This window comes from Pseudomonas sp. RC10 (genome assembly GCF_038397775.1).
Taxonomy (GTDB): Bacteria; Pseudomonadota; Gammaproteobacteria; order Pseudomonadales; family Pseudomonadaceae; genus Aquipseudomonas; species Aquipseudomonas bambusae.
In genome coordinates this window covers 1646229-1662009 of the sequence record NZ_CP151650.1, presented here as the reverse complement: position 1 = coordinate 1662009, position 15781 = coordinate 1646229, and the positions used below count along the sequence as shown (strand labels likewise).

General features: G+C 55.8%; 14 protein-coding genes and 1 pseudogene. 10 read left to right on the top strand and 5 right to left on the bottom strand.

The window, feature by feature from the left end; all coding sequences use genetic code 11:
• Nucleotides 1-3 precede the first annotated feature (3 nt).
• Genes AAEO81_RS07520 through AAEO81_RS07510 form a run of 3 tightly spaced genes read right to left on the bottom strand, consistent with a single transcriptional unit; the run spans nucleotide 4 to nucleotide 5926 of the window.
• The gene (locus AAEO81_RS07520; RefSeq protein ID WP_341962616.1) at nucleotides 4-1500 is read right to left on the bottom strand and encodes a TolC family protein; all 1497 of its coding nucleotides are present in this window, start codon (nucleotides 1498-1500) and stop codon (nucleotides 4-6) included.
• Nucleotides 1487-4678, bottom strand: a complete 3192-nt coding sequence (locus AAEO81_RS07515; protein ID WP_341962615.1) for a multidrug efflux RND transporter permease subunit — start codon at nucleotides 4676-4678, stop codon at nucleotides 1487-1489. Before AAEO81_RS07515 ends, AAEO81_RS07520 begins: the two co-directional genes overlap by 14 nt.
• Nucleotides 4679-4684: 6 nt before the next feature.
• Complete coding sequence (locus AAEO81_RS07510) at nucleotides 4685-5926, bottom strand: efflux RND transporter periplasmic adaptor subunit (protein WP_341962614.1); 1242 nt, start codon at nucleotides 5924-5926, stop codon at nucleotides 4685-4687.
• 367 nt (nucleotides 5927-6293) lie between these two features.
• Between AAEO81_RS07510 and AAEO81_RS07505 the strand changes: the two genes are divergently transcribed.
• Nucleotides 6294-6947, top strand: a complete 654-nt coding sequence (locus AAEO81_RS07505; RefSeq protein ID WP_341962613.1) for a TetR/AcrR family transcriptional regulator — start codon at nucleotides 6294-6296, stop codon at nucleotides 6945-6947.
• Nucleotides 6948-6984: 37 nt separating this feature from the next.
• Nucleotides 6985-7506: a methylated-DNA--[protein]-cysteine S-methyltransferase gene (locus AAEO81_RS07500; RefSeq protein WP_341962612.1), complete on the top strand. Its 522-nt coding sequence runs from the start codon at nucleotides 6985-6987 to the stop codon at nucleotides 7504-7506.
• Between the two features lie 65 nt (nucleotides 7507-7571).
• Here the strand turns inward: AAEO81_RS07500 and AAEO81_RS07495 are convergent, their stop codons facing one another.
• Both AAEO81_RS07495 and AAEO81_RS07490 read right to left on the bottom strand, forming a co-directional pair.
• Nucleotides 7572-8327 (bottom strand): integrase repeat-containing protein, encoded by a 756-nt coding sequence (locus tag AAEO81_RS07495; protein ID WP_341962611.1) that lies wholly within the window; start codon nucleotides 8325-8327, stop codon nucleotides 7572-7574.
• A 1199-nt stretch (nucleotides 8328-9526) separates the two neighbouring features.
• Nucleotides 9527-10417 carry a LysR family transcriptional regulator gene (locus AAEO81_RS07490; RefSeq protein ID WP_341962610.1) on the bottom strand — a complete coding sequence of 297 codons (891 nt, stop codon included), beginning with the start codon at nucleotides 10415-10417 and terminating at the stop codon, nucleotides 9527-9529.
• 97 nt (nucleotides 10418-10514) lie between these two features.
• Here AAEO81_RS07490 and AAEO81_RS07485 point away from each other — a divergent pair, with 97 nt between their 5' ends.
• The 8 genes and pseudogenes from AAEO81_RS07485 to AAEO81_RS07450 all read left to right on the top strand — a co-directional run.
• Nucleotides 10515-11270, top strand: a complete 756-nt coding sequence (locus AAEO81_RS07485; protein WP_341962609.1) for a glucose 1-dehydrogenase — start codon at nucleotides 10515-10517, stop codon at nucleotides 11268-11270.
• Nucleotides 11271-11345: 75 nt separating this feature from the next.
• Nucleotides 11346-12095, top strand: coding sequence for a glucose 1-dehydrogenase (locus tag AAEO81_RS07480; RefSeq protein ID WP_341962608.1), 750 nt, complete (start codon nucleotides 11346-11348; stop codon nucleotides 12093-12095).
• A 167-nt stretch (nucleotides 12096-12262) separates the two neighbouring features.
• Nucleotides 12263-12949, top strand: a complete 687-nt coding sequence (locus AAEO81_RS07475; RefSeq protein ID WP_341962606.1) for a peroxiredoxin-like family protein — start codon at nucleotides 12263-12265, stop codon at nucleotides 12947-12949.
• A gap of 139 nt (nucleotides 12950-13088) precedes the next feature.
• Nucleotides 13089-13577 (top strand): glutathione binding-like protein, encoded by a 489-nt coding sequence (locus AAEO81_RS07470; RefSeq protein ID WP_341962604.1) that lies wholly within the window; start codon nucleotides 13089-13091, stop codon nucleotides 13575-13577.
• A gap of 48 nt (nucleotides 13578-13625) precedes the next feature.
• Nucleotides 13626-14510: a LysR family transcriptional regulator gene (locus AAEO81_RS07465; protein WP_341962603.1), complete on the top strand. Its 885-nt coding sequence runs from the start codon at nucleotides 13626-13628 to the stop codon at nucleotides 14508-14510.
• 10 nt (nucleotides 14511-14520) lie between these two features.
• Nucleotides 14521-15030, top strand: a complete 510-nt coding sequence (locus tag AAEO81_RS07460; protein WP_341962601.1) for a GNAT family N-acetyltransferase — start codon at nucleotides 14521-14523, stop codon at nucleotides 15028-15030.
• 112 nt (nucleotides 15031-15142) lie between these two features.
• Complete coding sequence (locus AAEO81_RS07455; protein WP_341962600.1) at nucleotides 15143-15424, top strand: DUF2845 domain-containing protein; 282 nt, start codon at nucleotides 15143-15145, stop codon at nucleotides 15422-15424.
• Between the two features lie 201 nt (nucleotides 15425-15625).
• Nucleotides 15626-15775, top strand: a pseudogene (locus AAEO81_RS07450) (CoA-transferase); the annotation flags it as partial.
• Nucleotides 15776-15781: the final 6 nt, after the last annotated feature.

The following is a 15781-nucleotide window of genomic DNA, read 5'->3' as shown; positions in this document are numbered from 1 at the left end:
GGATCATTTAGTGGTGGGGTTGGCGACGGCAACGTCTTGGTTGTGATTGACCGGTACGGAAGACTCCCAGCCGCCACCCAAGGCGCGATACACCGCGACGGCAGAGCGGGCTGCACCGGCACGATTGGCGTCGAGTTCATCGCGGGCCGACAGCAACAGGCGGTCGGCGTCCAGTACGTCGGTCAGTGTGATCGAACCGGCACGATAGGCTTGCTCGGACAGGTCGCGGGATTTCACGAGTGCGTCCACCTGCTCTTGCAGCTGAATCACATGGATCGCCGTCTGGTTGAGCCCGACGAACGCGTTTTCGACGTCCTCCGCTGCTTTCAGCACGGCTTGCCGATAAAGCGCGAGTGCTTCGGCATTCGCCCCTTTCGCCTGAGCGACTTCGGCGTCTACCTTGCCGAAGTCGAACAACCGCCAACGCAGCGTTCCGCCACCGAGGGCCGTGAACGAACGGGAACTGAACAGGCTGCCGCTGGTGGTATCGAAACCCAGCGCGCCAGACAGCGACACTTTCGGGTAGTAGTCCGAAATCGCAGCGCCAATACGCTCGTTGGACGCGGCCAGGCGACGTTCAGCGGCGATGATGTCGGGACGACGACGTAACACGTCAGTCGGCTCCGCATCACCCGGTACAGCCGGGATACCGGGAATGTCGGTGTACTTCGCCAGTTGCTGCGCGTAAGTCCCGGGCTGCTGCCCCATCAGCACATCGAGCCGATTCAGCTGTTGTTGCAGGGCGATCTGCAAGGGCGGAACTGTGGCGCGAGCCGATTTCAGCAATGCATCGGCCTGGGCGATTTCCAACCCTTGAGCGGCCCCCGCGTCATAGCGATCCTTGACCAGTTTCAACAGATGCTCATCGGTTTCGATCTGCTGCCGGGCGATTTCAAGACGGGCCTGAAAACCCCGAACCTGCAAGTACGCATCTGCTGCATCGGCAGCGACGATGATGCGCGTGCCCAAACGGTCGGCTTCCGCTGCGTCTGCTTCGTTCTCCGCCGCAGCGGCGTTGCGACGCAGGCCGCCTGCGACGTCGATTTCCCAACTGGCGGACGGCCCGATGTTGGTGTCGTGAATATTACGGTCGAATCCCGGCCCCGGACCTGCCACCGAAGCGGTCGGGCCACGCAGGCTTTGTCGTTGAGCCGAGGCAGAAGCCCCCAGATCAACGGTTGGCAGCAATTGCGCTCCGGCGCCCGAGGCCGCAGCCCGGGCCTGGTTGACCCGCGCCACCGAAGCAGCGAGGTCAAGGTTCTGATCCAGCGCCCGTTGCACGATGTTCGCGAGCATCGGGTCGTTGAACCCGGTCCACCAGCGATCAAGTTGCAGCGCCTGCTGACCGGCTTTCACCTGATCACTGGCCTTGTTGTGGAACTCGGTCAGCTCGGATTTCGGGGCCACGTAATCTGGGCCCACCATGCAACCGGCCAGCATCACGCTGAGGGCCAGGCTGCTGAGCGCAGTTTTGAGCGCCTTCGTATTAATGCTGTTCATGCAAGCCTCCATCTTTTGAGGGCGCAGTCGAAGAGGCCGACCTCTGTTTTTTGAGGTTGACGACAAAGGTGTAGAAACCAGGGGTAAAGATGAGGCCGAAAATAGTCACACCGAGCATGCCGAAGAAGACCGTGGTGCCCAGTGACTGGCGCATTTCCGAACCGGCGCCGTGGGCAAACACTAGCGGTGCGACACCAGCCACGAAAGCGATCGACGTCATTAGAATCGGACGCAGACGAGTACGAGCGGCAGCCACCGACGCATCCTCTGCCTTGTCGCCGTGATCGTCCTGACGCTGCTTGGCGAACTCGACGATCAGGATCGCGTTCTTCGCCGCCAGCCCTACCAACACCACGAAACCGATCTGCGCCAGGATGTCGATGGACATGGTCCGCGCATCCAGCCCCAGCGCCGCAGCGAGCAGACACATCGGCACGATGAGCACAATCGCCAGTGGCAATCTCCAGCTTTCATACTGCGCAGCCAACACCAGGAACACGAACAATGCAGAGGCTGCGAAGATCAATAGCGTCGGGGTACCGGCCTTCTTCTGTTGATAGGCAAGTTCGGTCCATTCCAGCTGAATGCCTGATGGCAGCACGTTCTGAGCCAGTTGCTCCATACGATCCATCGCATCGCCCGAGGCTACGCCCGGCGCAGCGGCGCCAAGCACTTCTGAGGCAGGAAACAGGTTGTAACGAGGCACACGGTAAGGCGCGGTGGTGTCGTGGAAACTGGCCACCGAACCGATCGGCACCATGTCTCCAGAGGCATTACGCGCTTTGAGCTGAGCGATGTCTTCCTTGCTCCTGCGGAATTCTTGATCACCTTGGACCCGCACTTGATAGGTACGGCCCAGATAGTTGAAGTCATTGACGTACTGCGAACCTAGGTACAGCTGCAAGGTGCTGAATACGTCCGTCGGAGTCAGCCCGACCTTCTCGGCTTTCAGGCGATCAATGTCGGCATAAACCGATGGCGCGCCTGCAGTGAATACCGTGAACACACCTGCAAACGAAGGGTCTTGGTTAGCAGCTGCCACTAGTTCGTTGGTCGCCTTTGCGAGCGCCTGAGGTCCCAAGCCTTCCTTGTCCTTGAGCATGAACTTGAAGCCACCGGCCGTTCCCAAGCCCTGCACGGGCGGCGGATTAACCACCAGCACGAAAGCATCCTTGACCACAGACATACGCTCTTGCAGACGTGCCACCATGACTTTGGCGTTCACCCCCGGTACCTGTTTGTCGTACAGCGATGGCAGGCCGACGAACACGGTGCCGATATTTGGGGCTACGGTACCGGTGGCCACGTCCAGTCCGGTCGCCGGCGACGTATGGCCGATGTCCTTGATGCCCGGAGTTTCAAGTGCAATCCGATTGACCTCACGCACCACTTCATCCGTTCGCGCCAGACTTGCACCCGGTGGCAGTTGGACGATGATCGCCAGGTAGCCAATGTCCTGATCCGGAATGAAGCTGGTGCTCATGCGCGACATTTGAAAGCCGGTTAGCGCCATCAGGCCAGCATAGGTAATGAGCACCAAAGTGGTAGCGCGTACGAAGCGGCCAGTGAACCTGCCGTAGTGATCGGACAGCCAGTCGAAACCACGGTTGAAACGACCGAACACGGCATCCATGAAGCGCGCACCCAAGCTCGAACCATGCTTCTCGTCACGTTTGTGCGGTTTGAGAAACACAGCACACAACGCAGGGCTTAGGGTCAACGAAACAAACGCCGAAATAATGGTCGAGGCCGCGATGGTGATCGCAAACTGCTTAAAGAACAGGCCTGAGATACCGGAGATGAACGCTGCCGGAACGAACACCGCACACAAGGTCAATGCAATGGCGATCAGCGCGCCAGAGACCTCGTCCATGGTCCGGTGGGCCGCTTCTCTGGGCGTCATGCCCATGGCCATGTTGCGTTCGACGTTCTCCACCACAACGATGGCGTCGTCCACCACAATCCCCACCGCCAACACCAGGCCGAAAAGGGACAAGTTGTTAATCGAGGCGCCGAACAGCGCAAGCACGGTGAACGCGCCTACTAGGGAAATCGGGATGGCTATGACCGGGATCAGTGTAGCGCGCCAGCTTTGCAGGAAGACGAAGACTACAATAATGACCAGAATGATCGCATCGAAGATGGTAAGCATTACTTCATGGATCGACTGGCCGACAAAGGTCGTCGGGTCGTAGATTTTCATGTAATCGACGTCCGCCGGGAACGACTTTTTCAGCTCCGCCATCTTGTCCCAGATCGCGTGTTCAAGTTCGACCACGTTGGTGCCAGGGGTGGCAATCACCCAGAACGGCGCCGAGACATGTTCGTCGGCATAGGCGACAGAACCGTAATCAACCGAACCTAGCTCAGCACGACCGATGTCGCGAATGCGGGTCACGCGGCCCTTGTTGTCGGATTTGACGATCACGTCTTCGAACTGTTCAGGCGTCGTCAGACGGCCCAGCGCTTCTACGTTGATCTGATACGCAGCATCGCTGGCCACTGGCGGCTGCTCGAGCACACCGGCGGACACCTGAGCATTCTGCGCACGCAGTGCAGCAAGAATTTCTGCGGCGCTGATGTTGTAGGAAGCCGCCTTGTCCGGGTCGATCCAGACCCGCATGGCGTACTGCCGCTCACCCAGCATCCAGAAGTCCGCAACACCCGGAATTCGAGCGATTTCATCGCGCAGGCGCATTCCGTAGTTGGATAGGTATTCGGCGTTGCGAGTACCGTTCGGGGAGTACATGTGCACCCCGAGCAACAACGCGGCGATGGTCTTCTTCACCTGCACGCCTTGCAGCTGCACTTCTTGGGGCAAACGCGATAACGCATCCTGAACCCGGTTGCGAGTCAGCATCAGTGCTAGATTCGGATCGGAGCCGACTTTGAAAATCACCGTGATGGTCAGTTGGCCGTTGCCGGTGGACTGGCTAGTGATGTATTCCATGCTTTCGACGCCGTTGACTGCCTGCTCAAGCGGCGTGGCCACGGTCTTGGCAATAGTGTCGGCCGACGCACCCGGGTAGTTCGTGGTGATCTGCACCGTGGGTGGAACGATGTTTGGATACTGCGCGACCGGTAGCTGGCTCAAAGCCGCCAAGCCGAACAGCATCACGAAGATATTGAGTACGGCGGCAAAGCGCGGGTGCTCAATAAAAAAGTGAGTGAGTTTCATGTCCGATTATCCTTGCTTGGTTGGCGCCGATTCAGCGGTGGCCTGGAGGGTTTTATCTTCTGGATTGACTTTCTTACCGGGGGTAGCGCGCGGTATGCCGTCGACGATCACGCGATCGGTTGGTTCCAGCCCGGAACGAATGACCCGCAGGCCGTCGCGTAAATCGCCGACATTGACGATCTTGGCGGTCACCACGTTCTCATTGTCGACGGTCAGCACCATGTGGTTGGCCTGATCTGGCAGAACCGAAGCGTCAGGCACCAGCAATGCCGGGGTGGCGCTGGCGTAGTCCATCCGCACGCGTCCGAAGGCGCCTGGAGTCAGCAGCAGATCAGGGTTTGGCACCGTCGCGCGGGCACGAATGGTGCCGCTCTGGCGATCCAGTGAGTTGTCGATGAAGTCCAGCGTGCCTTTGCGTTTGTAGTCGCGTTCGTCAGCCAGCGAGATTTGCACCGGACCGCCAATCGGACCTTTTGTATTTTCACGACCGCGGGTGTAGCTGAGGTAATCGGACTCGCTCATGTCGAAGTCGAGGTAAATCGGGTCAACCGAGACCAGCGTGGTAAGCAGCGTGGTGTTTCCGGACGCGGTACGGCTGCCGCCGATCAGGTTGCCGACCGATACCAAGTGTGTGCCGATACGGCCGGTGAACGGCGCGACGATTTTGCAGCGATCCAGATCAAAGCGAGCATCGCGAATCAAGGCTTTCGCTTCGTCGACTGCCGCTTGGGCCGCCTGCTTCTCCGCAGCACGCTGGTCTACGTTCTGCACGCTACCGGCGTCCTTGTCTCGTAAGGTCTGAGCGCGAGTCAGTTCCCGCGTCGCCAAGTCCAATCGAGAGGTGGCATTAGCCAGTTGCGCGGTCGCTTGGGCCAGCTTGATTTCATAAGGCACCGAATCAATTTCAAACAGTAGGTCGCCTTTGCGGACCACGTCGCCGTCCTTGAAGTGGATGCCTGTCAGCGTGCCGCCGACCTGAGCGCGCAGCTCTACCCTGTCGATAGCCGAAAACTGCCCCAGAAAACCCAGGCGCGGCGCGATGTTCTGTTGTAGCGGCTTGGCGACACCCACCGCCGGCAAAGGCGCCTCCGGCGCAGCGACCGGGTCGTGCGAGGTGAACACCACCGCACCTGCAGCGCTCAGCGCAATGGCGACAGCTGCCGAGATGCCCCACATCTTGAAACTCGACCGATTTGCGCTCTGGCCTTCTACCGCATGGCCTTCGGGCCGGGAAATTACATTGTTCATCGTGGTGCCTCTCTTATGTTGCATCGAGGTGTCGGCTCTGTCGGACGGAGACCAATGCCTGGTCCTGTGCTTCGACACGGTGGTTGGGTGCATCCCTATCCCGCTGTTACTCCCCTCGGTTTAGGTGATGCGTTGTTACTATATTCATTAAGCTAAGACTCATCATCTAAACTGTCAAGCGGTGTCAGGGAGTTATTCCGACCGTTTAGGCGAAAGCTGGCGACCGAAAATCAGAAAGCGATGGTATAGATGATGAATTGGCGCTATTGTAATTTTAGGTAATAGTCGTCATCTAAGGTGTTGATGGGCGTGCCAGGGCAAAGGCACGCGGGGTCAGCCCTTGAGCATGGCCGGGAGGTTTAGAGAAATGCGAAAGTCGAAGGCAGAAACAGCCCAGACGCGCAAACGGATCATTGAAATCGCCGCCAAGGCGTTCAAATCCAACGGTATTCACGCCACGGGCGTGTCCGAGATCATGGCTGCAGCCGGAATGACACACGGTGGCTTTTACCGGCACTTCTCCTCCAAGGAAGAACTGCTGGCGGCGGCATGCGCATCCAATATCGAGCAACTGGCGGACTCATTCGAATCCACCATCGATGAAACCGACGATGCTTTCATGAGGCACCTCGAAGACTTCTTGTCGGCCGAATATCGGGACGATCGCCTCGCCGGATGTGCATTGGTGGCCATGGGCAGTGAGTTGGTTAGGGCCGACCCGGAAACCCGCCGTGCAGCCTCCCAAGGCTTCGAAGATCTGATCGTTGCGATGGCACGGCGGATGGGGCCTGGGGACGATCCCGAATCCCGAGACACGGCGATCTTCACGCTGACGTCGATGATCGGCGCGGTCACCATGGCCCGAGTCATCGACGACCCAGGGCTTTCGCTGCGAATACTGGGCGTGGCGAAACGCCGGCTCGCACGGCCACACAAAAAACCATGGGTGGAAAAGACTCCACGCAGCACCGACACAGGCGCGGTAAAGCGCCCCGAAGAAGCAGCGTCTGAACCCGGCTGATCAGGTAGCCAGCAGGTACGTTAATACGGAGGTAATCATGATTTACAACTGGATGCAGGTCCCCTCTCCCATCGGTAACCTTACCTTGGTGTCGAATCAGGACAGACTCGCAGCCATTCTGTGGGAGGTCGAAAGACCCGGTCGCGTCCGTCTCGGCGAAATGCGTCACACGCCAAACGACGCCATGCTGAGTGACGTCGATCTGCAGCTACGGCAATATTTTGCGGGGGAAAGGCGCCAGTTCGATATCGAACTGGCGTTTGTCGGCACGGATTTTCAGCGGGATGTCTGGCACGCGCTATTGGCAATTCCGTTCGGCGAAACCAGGACCTACAGCCAGATTGCCCATGAGATAGGCAACCCGACCGCCATGCGTGCCGTGGGGGCAGCCAACGGCCGAAATCCCATCTCGATTATCGCGCCTTGCCATCGAGTGATCGGTGCCGACGGCACGCTGACTGGGTTCGCCGGTGGGCTGCCCGCCAAGGAATACTTGCTGACACTGGAAGGCGTGCCGATGAAACGCTCCATCGTGATGCAGCAGCAGACGCTGTTCTGAGACCTCCGCATGTTGAAGCAACCAGACAAATAAGCCCTTTTCGGGCTTCATTGGCCTTCATGCTTTCAGTCGCTAGTGACGCTGGCTCGACGGGGTTTTCTGCTTTCGTGGGCCCGCAATAGCCAAAGGCTGAACTCTTCTGCGACCGTCGTCAGCAACCCGAGCTTGCCCCGTGGCTGCTTCTTCAGAAACCGCCGATACAGTTCGCATTCACCCAACACTCGGTCAGCGAAACCTAGCGGATTATCAGGGAGGCCGTTATGCTTGAGCACCCCCAGGATCACCGACTTGATCGCCCTATTCTTAACCGGCGCGCTGCCCTGCAAACAAAGCCACTGTTGAGCGGCGCTCCACGTTTTGCCGTGTGTACTCGACAGATCGGTCTCGCCTCCCAGGAACGCGGACCAACCCATCCATCCACAGTTGGCATACGTCACGTTCGGCCACGAAGGCAGGTGTGGATCTTCCCGATATCGACGCAAGTAATCACTGTATCGCCGAATGCCCAACGCGCTCACGGCCAATTGCGCCTGTCGGTACGTTGGATGAAAGACGCGCTTTTGACGCCCCAGAAAATCATGCCAACCCGCCCAGCCCTTTCCGGCATACAGCATGGCGGGAGCGCTGGGCAGGCGTGGGTCCTCACGGTACCGCTTCGCGTACTCGATGCTGGTGGTGATGCCGAATTGACGGACCGCAACTCGTGCTTCGGAGAAAGCGTAAAAACGAATCATGTTATTCATATCGGAAACCATTTTTTGGTCTTTTTGAACAACCGATTGCGGGATTGGCAGACGAATCCGCAAACCGTCGACCTTCATGGTCTAGTTGCTAGGGCACATAACTCCTTCGGGTAGGCAAAGAATATAGTACAGCCTCTAAATAGCAAATACGGGGTTTCATCGAGAGCGCCAGATTCACGGCAAAAATGGCGGGAACTGTCGCTTGTCAATGGCGCAAAAATCAACAAAATCTGGGAATTATCGCCAAATATCCATGATCTCCGCGATAAAGTTATCGATGCTGAAATTTGACAACCAACCATTTAGACATGTAGCTGCCACCAACTTAAATCCCAAAAAAAACCAAGACAACCTTCAACTTCAATACTATAGTATTCCTTTCCAATCGTTTCGACTGAGCGGTACGGGTACTGCCAATCCACAACTAACCAATACCAAGGTATCGAAAAAAAACCTTATATTCAGATATACCAAATTTTCGAGTCCTGGTATTGGCCATAACAATCGCTAGTGTCATGATAAACGCTCACGGGGTTCAATCCCTGGGTGCGCCGCCTCTTATCTTGAGGAGCGGAAATGGATCTGGCGGGCTACTCCGTTGCAAGGGTCACAGAAGACGACCAAGGCCAAGCTCTCGAATCCGAAGGATGCGACCAACTTAAAACCTCGACCTTTCAGTGATGGGACCGAAGCTTGGTGGGACTCAACATTGGGATCGCGAGCTCATTTCGCATCAAGACATGATCGCAAGCGTCGGGAACAGATTTTAGCGTGACAGAAAAACGCCAAGGCATGAGATACAGCATTTTCAGCATTTCCCGCCCTCTGCTACAACGTAAAACGGACCTGTCACTGCACGATATCAATACCGATTAATCGGGCTGTTGCTACGGATGGCGACTAGGTGCGTTGTGAGGGATTGGCGATACCAAGGGCCGGCCATGCCTTCAGGACGCTTCGCCGACCTCGGCACGATCACTTTGCCCAAGTCATGAACCAAACAACCGACGACGATAGCTGTGGCCTCGTGCCGATGCACCTGGTGTACAAGCACTCCATAGGCCTCGTTCTTACCATTGATTACACGATCATTGGCAGTGGCTGTCCAACGGCTGATTGATGTCCAAAGGCCGCCTCGATGTACCCGGCTTTTTTCTCGCTTGTCCAGAAGATCTTCCCCTGAACCTAGCGGACTTCCAGCTGCCATCCGACAAGAGGCAGCTTTCGGCCAGAAGCAGACTCCGGTGACAGGTCTCAACATTCCTAATCGATGATGATCATAGAAGTCGCTCACTTGTCTCCATCAGATAATCGATGAAGAGCCGAACCCGCATTGGGACCTGCCTGCCAAACGCGTGAAGGGCATGGATCGAGGTGGTTGCCATTAGCTCATTTGCCAATACACGGGTAAGCGTTCCGCGCTCGATCTCATTGCGCAGTGCGAATGCGGGCAGTTGAACAATTCCAACGCCTTCCATGGCGGCTTGAATCAGCGTGACTGCATCATCTGTGTCGAAGCAGCCATCAGGCAAGTAACTGCGCCCATCAGCGAATATGAAGGGGTAAGGGCGCCCTGCGAGCAGGTACCTAAGGCATGCATGGTCTTGAAGATCCGCAACGTTTTCGGGATGACCCCGATTGGCCAGGTAACCAGGTGACGCCACCAAGAGGTATGAAATGTCTGCCAGGTGCCGCCCAATCAATCCCGTATCGTCGAGATTGCCGATGCGTATGGCCAAATCATATCCCTCACGGATCATATCCACATTGCGGTCAGTCACCGTGACCTCAAGTTTGATGTTAGGGCTCTTTTCAGAAAATTCTTTCACCCACTTCGAAACCAACGCCCTGCCAACCAACACAGGCACCGTTATCCGCAAAAGCCCTTTGGCTGACCCTGCGGATTGCACAACATCTTCCGCGCTTTCGATACCTTGAAGCAGAGGCGCTACAAAGTCGTAATAGACGCTTCCCTCCGCTGTAAGACTCAGCGTTCGCGTAGACCGTTGCAGCAACCTGACGCCCAGTCGCTTTTCCAGCCGAGCCACGCTTTTGGAAACTGCGGACGGACTCGCGCCCAATATCCTTCCAGCGCCACTGAATGATCCTGAGTCAACGGTGCGTACAAAAGCAGCGAGACCGGCAGTTTTTTCAACGATGGTGACCATTCAAGAACTCCAGGCACAAATGAAACGATTATTTGGCGGATGGTGCAAAAAAAAAGCCCGATTAGGATATCTAAAACCTTAAATCGGAGTGGCGCGAATGAACAAGCTAGACGGGAAAGTGGTTGTTATAACGGGTGGTGCCCAGGGATTAGGCGAATCTCATTCCAAGCTCTTCGCAGAGCTGGGCGCTCACGTCGTTATCACCGATGTAGAGACCGGTGCAGGCTTCAAACTCGCGCAAGAGCTGACGGGCATGGGGTATGTCGCAAATTTCCAAGAGCTGGACGTAAGCGATGAGGCCAACTGGGAACGGGTCGTCGAGCAGATTCTCGGCCAGCATCGTCGTATCGACGTTCTCGTGAATAACGCAGGGATCTACCTGCGCACCCCGCTTGAAGAAATCAGCGCCCAGCAGTTCGACAAGGTGATGGCAATCAACGTAAAAGGCACGTTTTTAGGGTGCAAAGCGGTCGCGCCTGTCATGCGTGCCCAAGGCGGCGGTGTAATCGTCAACACCGGCTCAATCGCGGCAATGGTCGCCAACCTAGATGGTGAGGTCGCCTATTGCGCCAGCAAGGGCGCCATCAAGATGCTTACCAAAGCCGTCGCCTCCGATCTCGCTAAAGACAACATTCGGGTCAACTCCGTGCACCCCGGTGTTGTAAAGACGCCCATGGCCGCAGACTTTTTTAAAGATCCAGACCTTGCCCGGCAACTGCTGGGGACAACGCTCATGGAGCGTGCTGCTGCCCCTGCTGAAATTTCACAAGCGATTGCATTCCTTAGCTGCGACTCAGCTTCTTTCATGACTGGTTCCGACCTCGTCGTTGACGGTGGATTCACGGCGGTGTGATCCGCACTTGACCCTGTTCATCCCTTTGGCTGGGAAAACCAGCCTTTTTTTATACCCTTATCGAGAGAGACATACATGAACGATCTGACCGGCAAAGTAGCCATCGTGACTGGTGCATCAAAAGGTATTGGCGCGGCCATTGCCAAGGCGTTGGCATCCGCAGGCGCCGCCGTCACTGTCAACTATGCGTCAAGCAAGTCTGGTGCCGACCGCACAGTGGCTGAGATTCTGAAGAATGGTGGCAAAGCAATCGCGGTTCAGGGTGATGTTGGATCATCTGCTGATGTAAAAAGAATGTTCGAAGAAACTCAAGCCAAATTTGGCACTCCCTCTGTGCTTGTCAACAATGCTGCAACCTTCGAATTTGAACCGTTTGAAAACGTGTCGGAGGAGGAGTTTCACAAGGAATACAACACCAATGTTCTGGGCCCAATACTGACGATTCAGCAAGCGCTGAAGCACTTTCCCAAGACAGGCGGCAGCGTGATCAACATCAGCTCTATCTCAAGCAAGAATCCTGTCCCTACAGCGGTGCTCTACTCCTCAACAAAAGGAGCTATCGACGCGCTGTCTGCCGGTTTGGCCAAGGAACTAGGGCCGCGAAATATTCGAGTGAATGTCGTTGCTCCAGGCGGCACTGAAACCGAGGGAACAGAGCGTATCGGCTTGGTCGGCAGCGAACAGCAACAGATCATGGCTGCTGCAACACCGCTGGGGCGTTTCGGCCAGCCAGAAGATATTGCTCCGACGGTCGTGTTTCTAGCTTCTGACGATTCTGCCTGGCTAACGGGCGAGCGCATCAATGCCTCTGGTGGTTTGCGTTAACCGGTAACGGATCGCGAAACCTTCCCAGATCAGCGTCTCCTTTCCTCGACGAGCAACTCGAAATCTCCTCATTCGTTTTTCAAATAAATGAAAGTTGTCGTCGAGGGCTACATACCGAACCTTGTTTTAGGGACCCTGTCGTGACTGTTCACACTAGGAAACAAAAGATGTCGCTTCAACTCAAACTCGACGCCGTGAAACATGACTTTGAATCCAAAGTTCCAGCTCAAGCCCTTGCCGTGATGGAGAAGTCTACCCAGGATCTCGTGGCCTCCAAACAGGCACAGCGCGCGCTTAGAAGCGGCGATAATGCTCCCGCTTTCACTCTGGCTGACTCCGATGGAAACACGGTCATATCTGAGGATCTGCTCTTAAAAGGTCCGTTGGTCATCACATTCTACCGAGGCGTGTGGTGTCCTTATTGCAACCTGGAACTTCAAGCGCTCGAAGCCTTGCGCAGCGAAATTGAATCGCGAGGCGCGACGCTCGTTGCCATCTCCCAGCAGACAGCCGGCAACAGCAGAGCTTCGCGCCGTGACAACGGTGTTTCCTTTCCAATTCTGATCGACCAGGGCGGGGTCTTGGCTGACGCATTCGGAATTCGCTGGGCGCTACAGGGCGAAATCAAAGCGCTGTATGAGCAGTTCGGCGTTAATCTCCAGACATTCAACGGCGAGTCAAGCTGGACGCTGCCAATGCCTGCCCGATATGTGATCGACACGCAAGGCGTTATTGCATATTCCGAAGTCAATCCGGACTACACCCAGCGCCCTGAGCCCGTTGAGTTGCTCCCGGTTCTGGATGCCTTGGCCGCAAATATGGTCGTTGGCAAGACCTCGGCAGGTGCGCTGTGAAGCTGTACTACCATGCAGGGGCATGTTCAACCTCTAACCTCATCGCGCTGGAAGAAGCCGAACTGAGCTATGAGGCAATTCCGGTGGACCTCTCGGACTCCCACAGTCCGATTACTGCGCGGGTAAAGAGTTGAATCCGATGGTCCAGCTCCCTGTACTGGTGCTGGATGATGGGACGGCTCTCACCCAGAATGTTGCAATTCTTCCCTACATTGCAGATCTTGCTCCCGAAAAATCTCTGTTCCCTCCATCGGGCAGGCTTGAGCGCGTACAGGCGGAAAGCTGGTTGTCATTTATCGCCGCAGATCTGCACACCGCGTTCGCTACAGAGTATGCATGGACCCTGATCTGGGACAGAAACTCTCCGGAATGGGAAAACGCACAACAATTTTGGAAGCAGCGGCTCAATCGGAGACTGAAAGTGCTGGATGATCGACTTGCACACCATGATTTCATCGCGGGGTCGAATTTCACCGTAATTGATGCCTATGCATTGATTGTCCTGAACTGGGCGGAGCCAACGGGTTTTTCAATATCGTCTTATGAAAATATTGTGCGATACCTGAAACGCTTGAATGAGAGACCAGCAGTTCAGCGGGTCATGGAACGTGAGGGGTTATCCAGTTGATTCAGCAATTTAAACACAATCGTGCGCAGCCTCTGATGAGCATGCTTCATGAGTGATCGGCTTGCCGCGCTGCGCCTGTTTGCGCGGGTCGCTCGGACTGGGAGCTTTTCGGCTGCCGGAAGAGAGCTGGGCCTGTCACAACCTTCCGCCTCAAGAGTTATGTCGAATCTGGAAAAGGACGTAGGTGCAATTCTTCTCGCTCGTTCAACGCGCGCGGTGACGCTGACAGAAGCCGGAAAGCTTTATCTGGAGAAGATAGAACCCATACTGCTGGCGATGGACGATGCCGATCACGCTGTTCGGGGGAACGGAGAACTCAGCGGGCACCTGAGAGTGGGTGTCGCCACAAGCTTCGCGATACGGGAAGTAATTCCACGTATGCGGCGCTTTCTGGACGACCATCCAAGACTGCGAATTGATTTCGTTCTAACTGACCAGATCCAGGACATGATCTCGGAGGCGATTGATGTCGCTTTGCGATTCGGGCCCCTTGACGACTCTAATGCCGTTGCGCGATTGATCGGTCGCCCTGAAAGATTTCTGGCCGCCTCTCCCGGCTATCTCAAGCGGTTCGGAGTACCCAAGTCGCCGGGGGATCTGGCCAAACACTCAATCATAATGGGGCCATCGGGTTTCGCTCGGGAAGCCTGGGTCTTCCACCGAGATGGACGTAGCACGACTGTTCGGGTGGAAGGTAAGGTATCGGTAACTGTCAATGAGGCAGCTACCGCAGCGGCTTTAGCAGACTTGGGAATTATTTCGACGGGGACTTGGGGATGTCGCTCAGAGATTGAGAGCGGCCTTCTCGTGAAAGTGCTCGCGGATTGGGAAATAGGTTTCAAATCAGTCCATGCGGTGTATCCACCAGGCCAACCTATTAAGCCTTCGGCACGTGCGCTGATTGATTTTCTTCATGCGGAATTGAATCACTAGGTTTCGCCGGATGACACGTGAACGCCACAGAATGGATGCAGATCCGCCTATCGTGTTACGCGCAGCGAGCGCCTCAGATCTGCCACTCGTTTTCAAACTGGAGCGTGAATACATTGCCCGCTTCGAACCTAAGTCAATGAAGCGATGGCAAGTAGGAATCGACCGGCATCTGGAACAATGGGTGTCCAACTTAACACGGATGTTCGTTGCGGAATTCGCTGCAAAAGCGGTCGGGTATTGCTTCTGGGAGGTCAATGGTGATGAGGCCGTACTAGCTTCTATCAGCGTTTTAACAGACTACAGATTACGCGGTGTTGGTGCATCTCTGCTCAGGCGTTTTGAAGACGACGCCATGAGACATGGGAAAAAGCTGCTCACGCTTGGTGTGGTTAAACAAAACCCCGCTCGATACCTATACGAGTCGGCTGGCTACGTATTCGCTCGCCAAGAAGAGACATACTGCTACTACGAAAAAGTCATCCTCGCTGCCCAGACTACCGCATTTAGCGCTGAATTTTAACGCATTGATACTGGCACTCCCGTTACCTACAGCATCATCCGACGCACTCTAAAAATTATGGAGTTACGAAGTGATTAGTGAAAGAAAGACCCCTCGTTCAAAAGGGGTAGCGATGACCGTGATGATACTGATGGCGCTCACCGCTCTTGGCGCGCAGGCGTCAATGCGGTGTGAGAACGGCATAGCGTCTGAAGGCGACTCCACTGAGCAGGTACTCCAAAAATGCGGCGCTCCGGCTAGTCGGGAGCCGACAGGTATGATTGAAGACAGGCGGGTCTTGGATCGTCGGGAATTCATAGGATCTGAGGAATGGGTATATGGGCCCCGAGGCGGTATGTACCAATACCTCAGATTCGAAGGTTCAAAGCTGGTAAGAATTCGTAGCCAACGGTGATCTTGCATAAAAGAGCTATCGGCATTGCTAGGTTATGTCCGCTTTGGGTCGACTGCCGCCCTCCATGCACAAGGGGCATGCTAGACCTCCACGAGCGGAGGCAATGCTATGAACGCGAATAATTTTAAAGAGATCTGGGGGCGCTGGAAAATTTTACTTTTACATCACATTTATACCTGCGGCCGCCACCTTATCGCAGTTGATTTCGCACTCATCAGTGCGCAATACGCAGACCGCTGGGGAAACCTGACCTACAGGAAAACCGCCCGTAACTTCGGTCCGGTTATGGCAATGGCTGCCAAACACACGATCGCCTTAATGGACGAAGTTGTCCCCCTCGGCACGTTGGAAGCCATC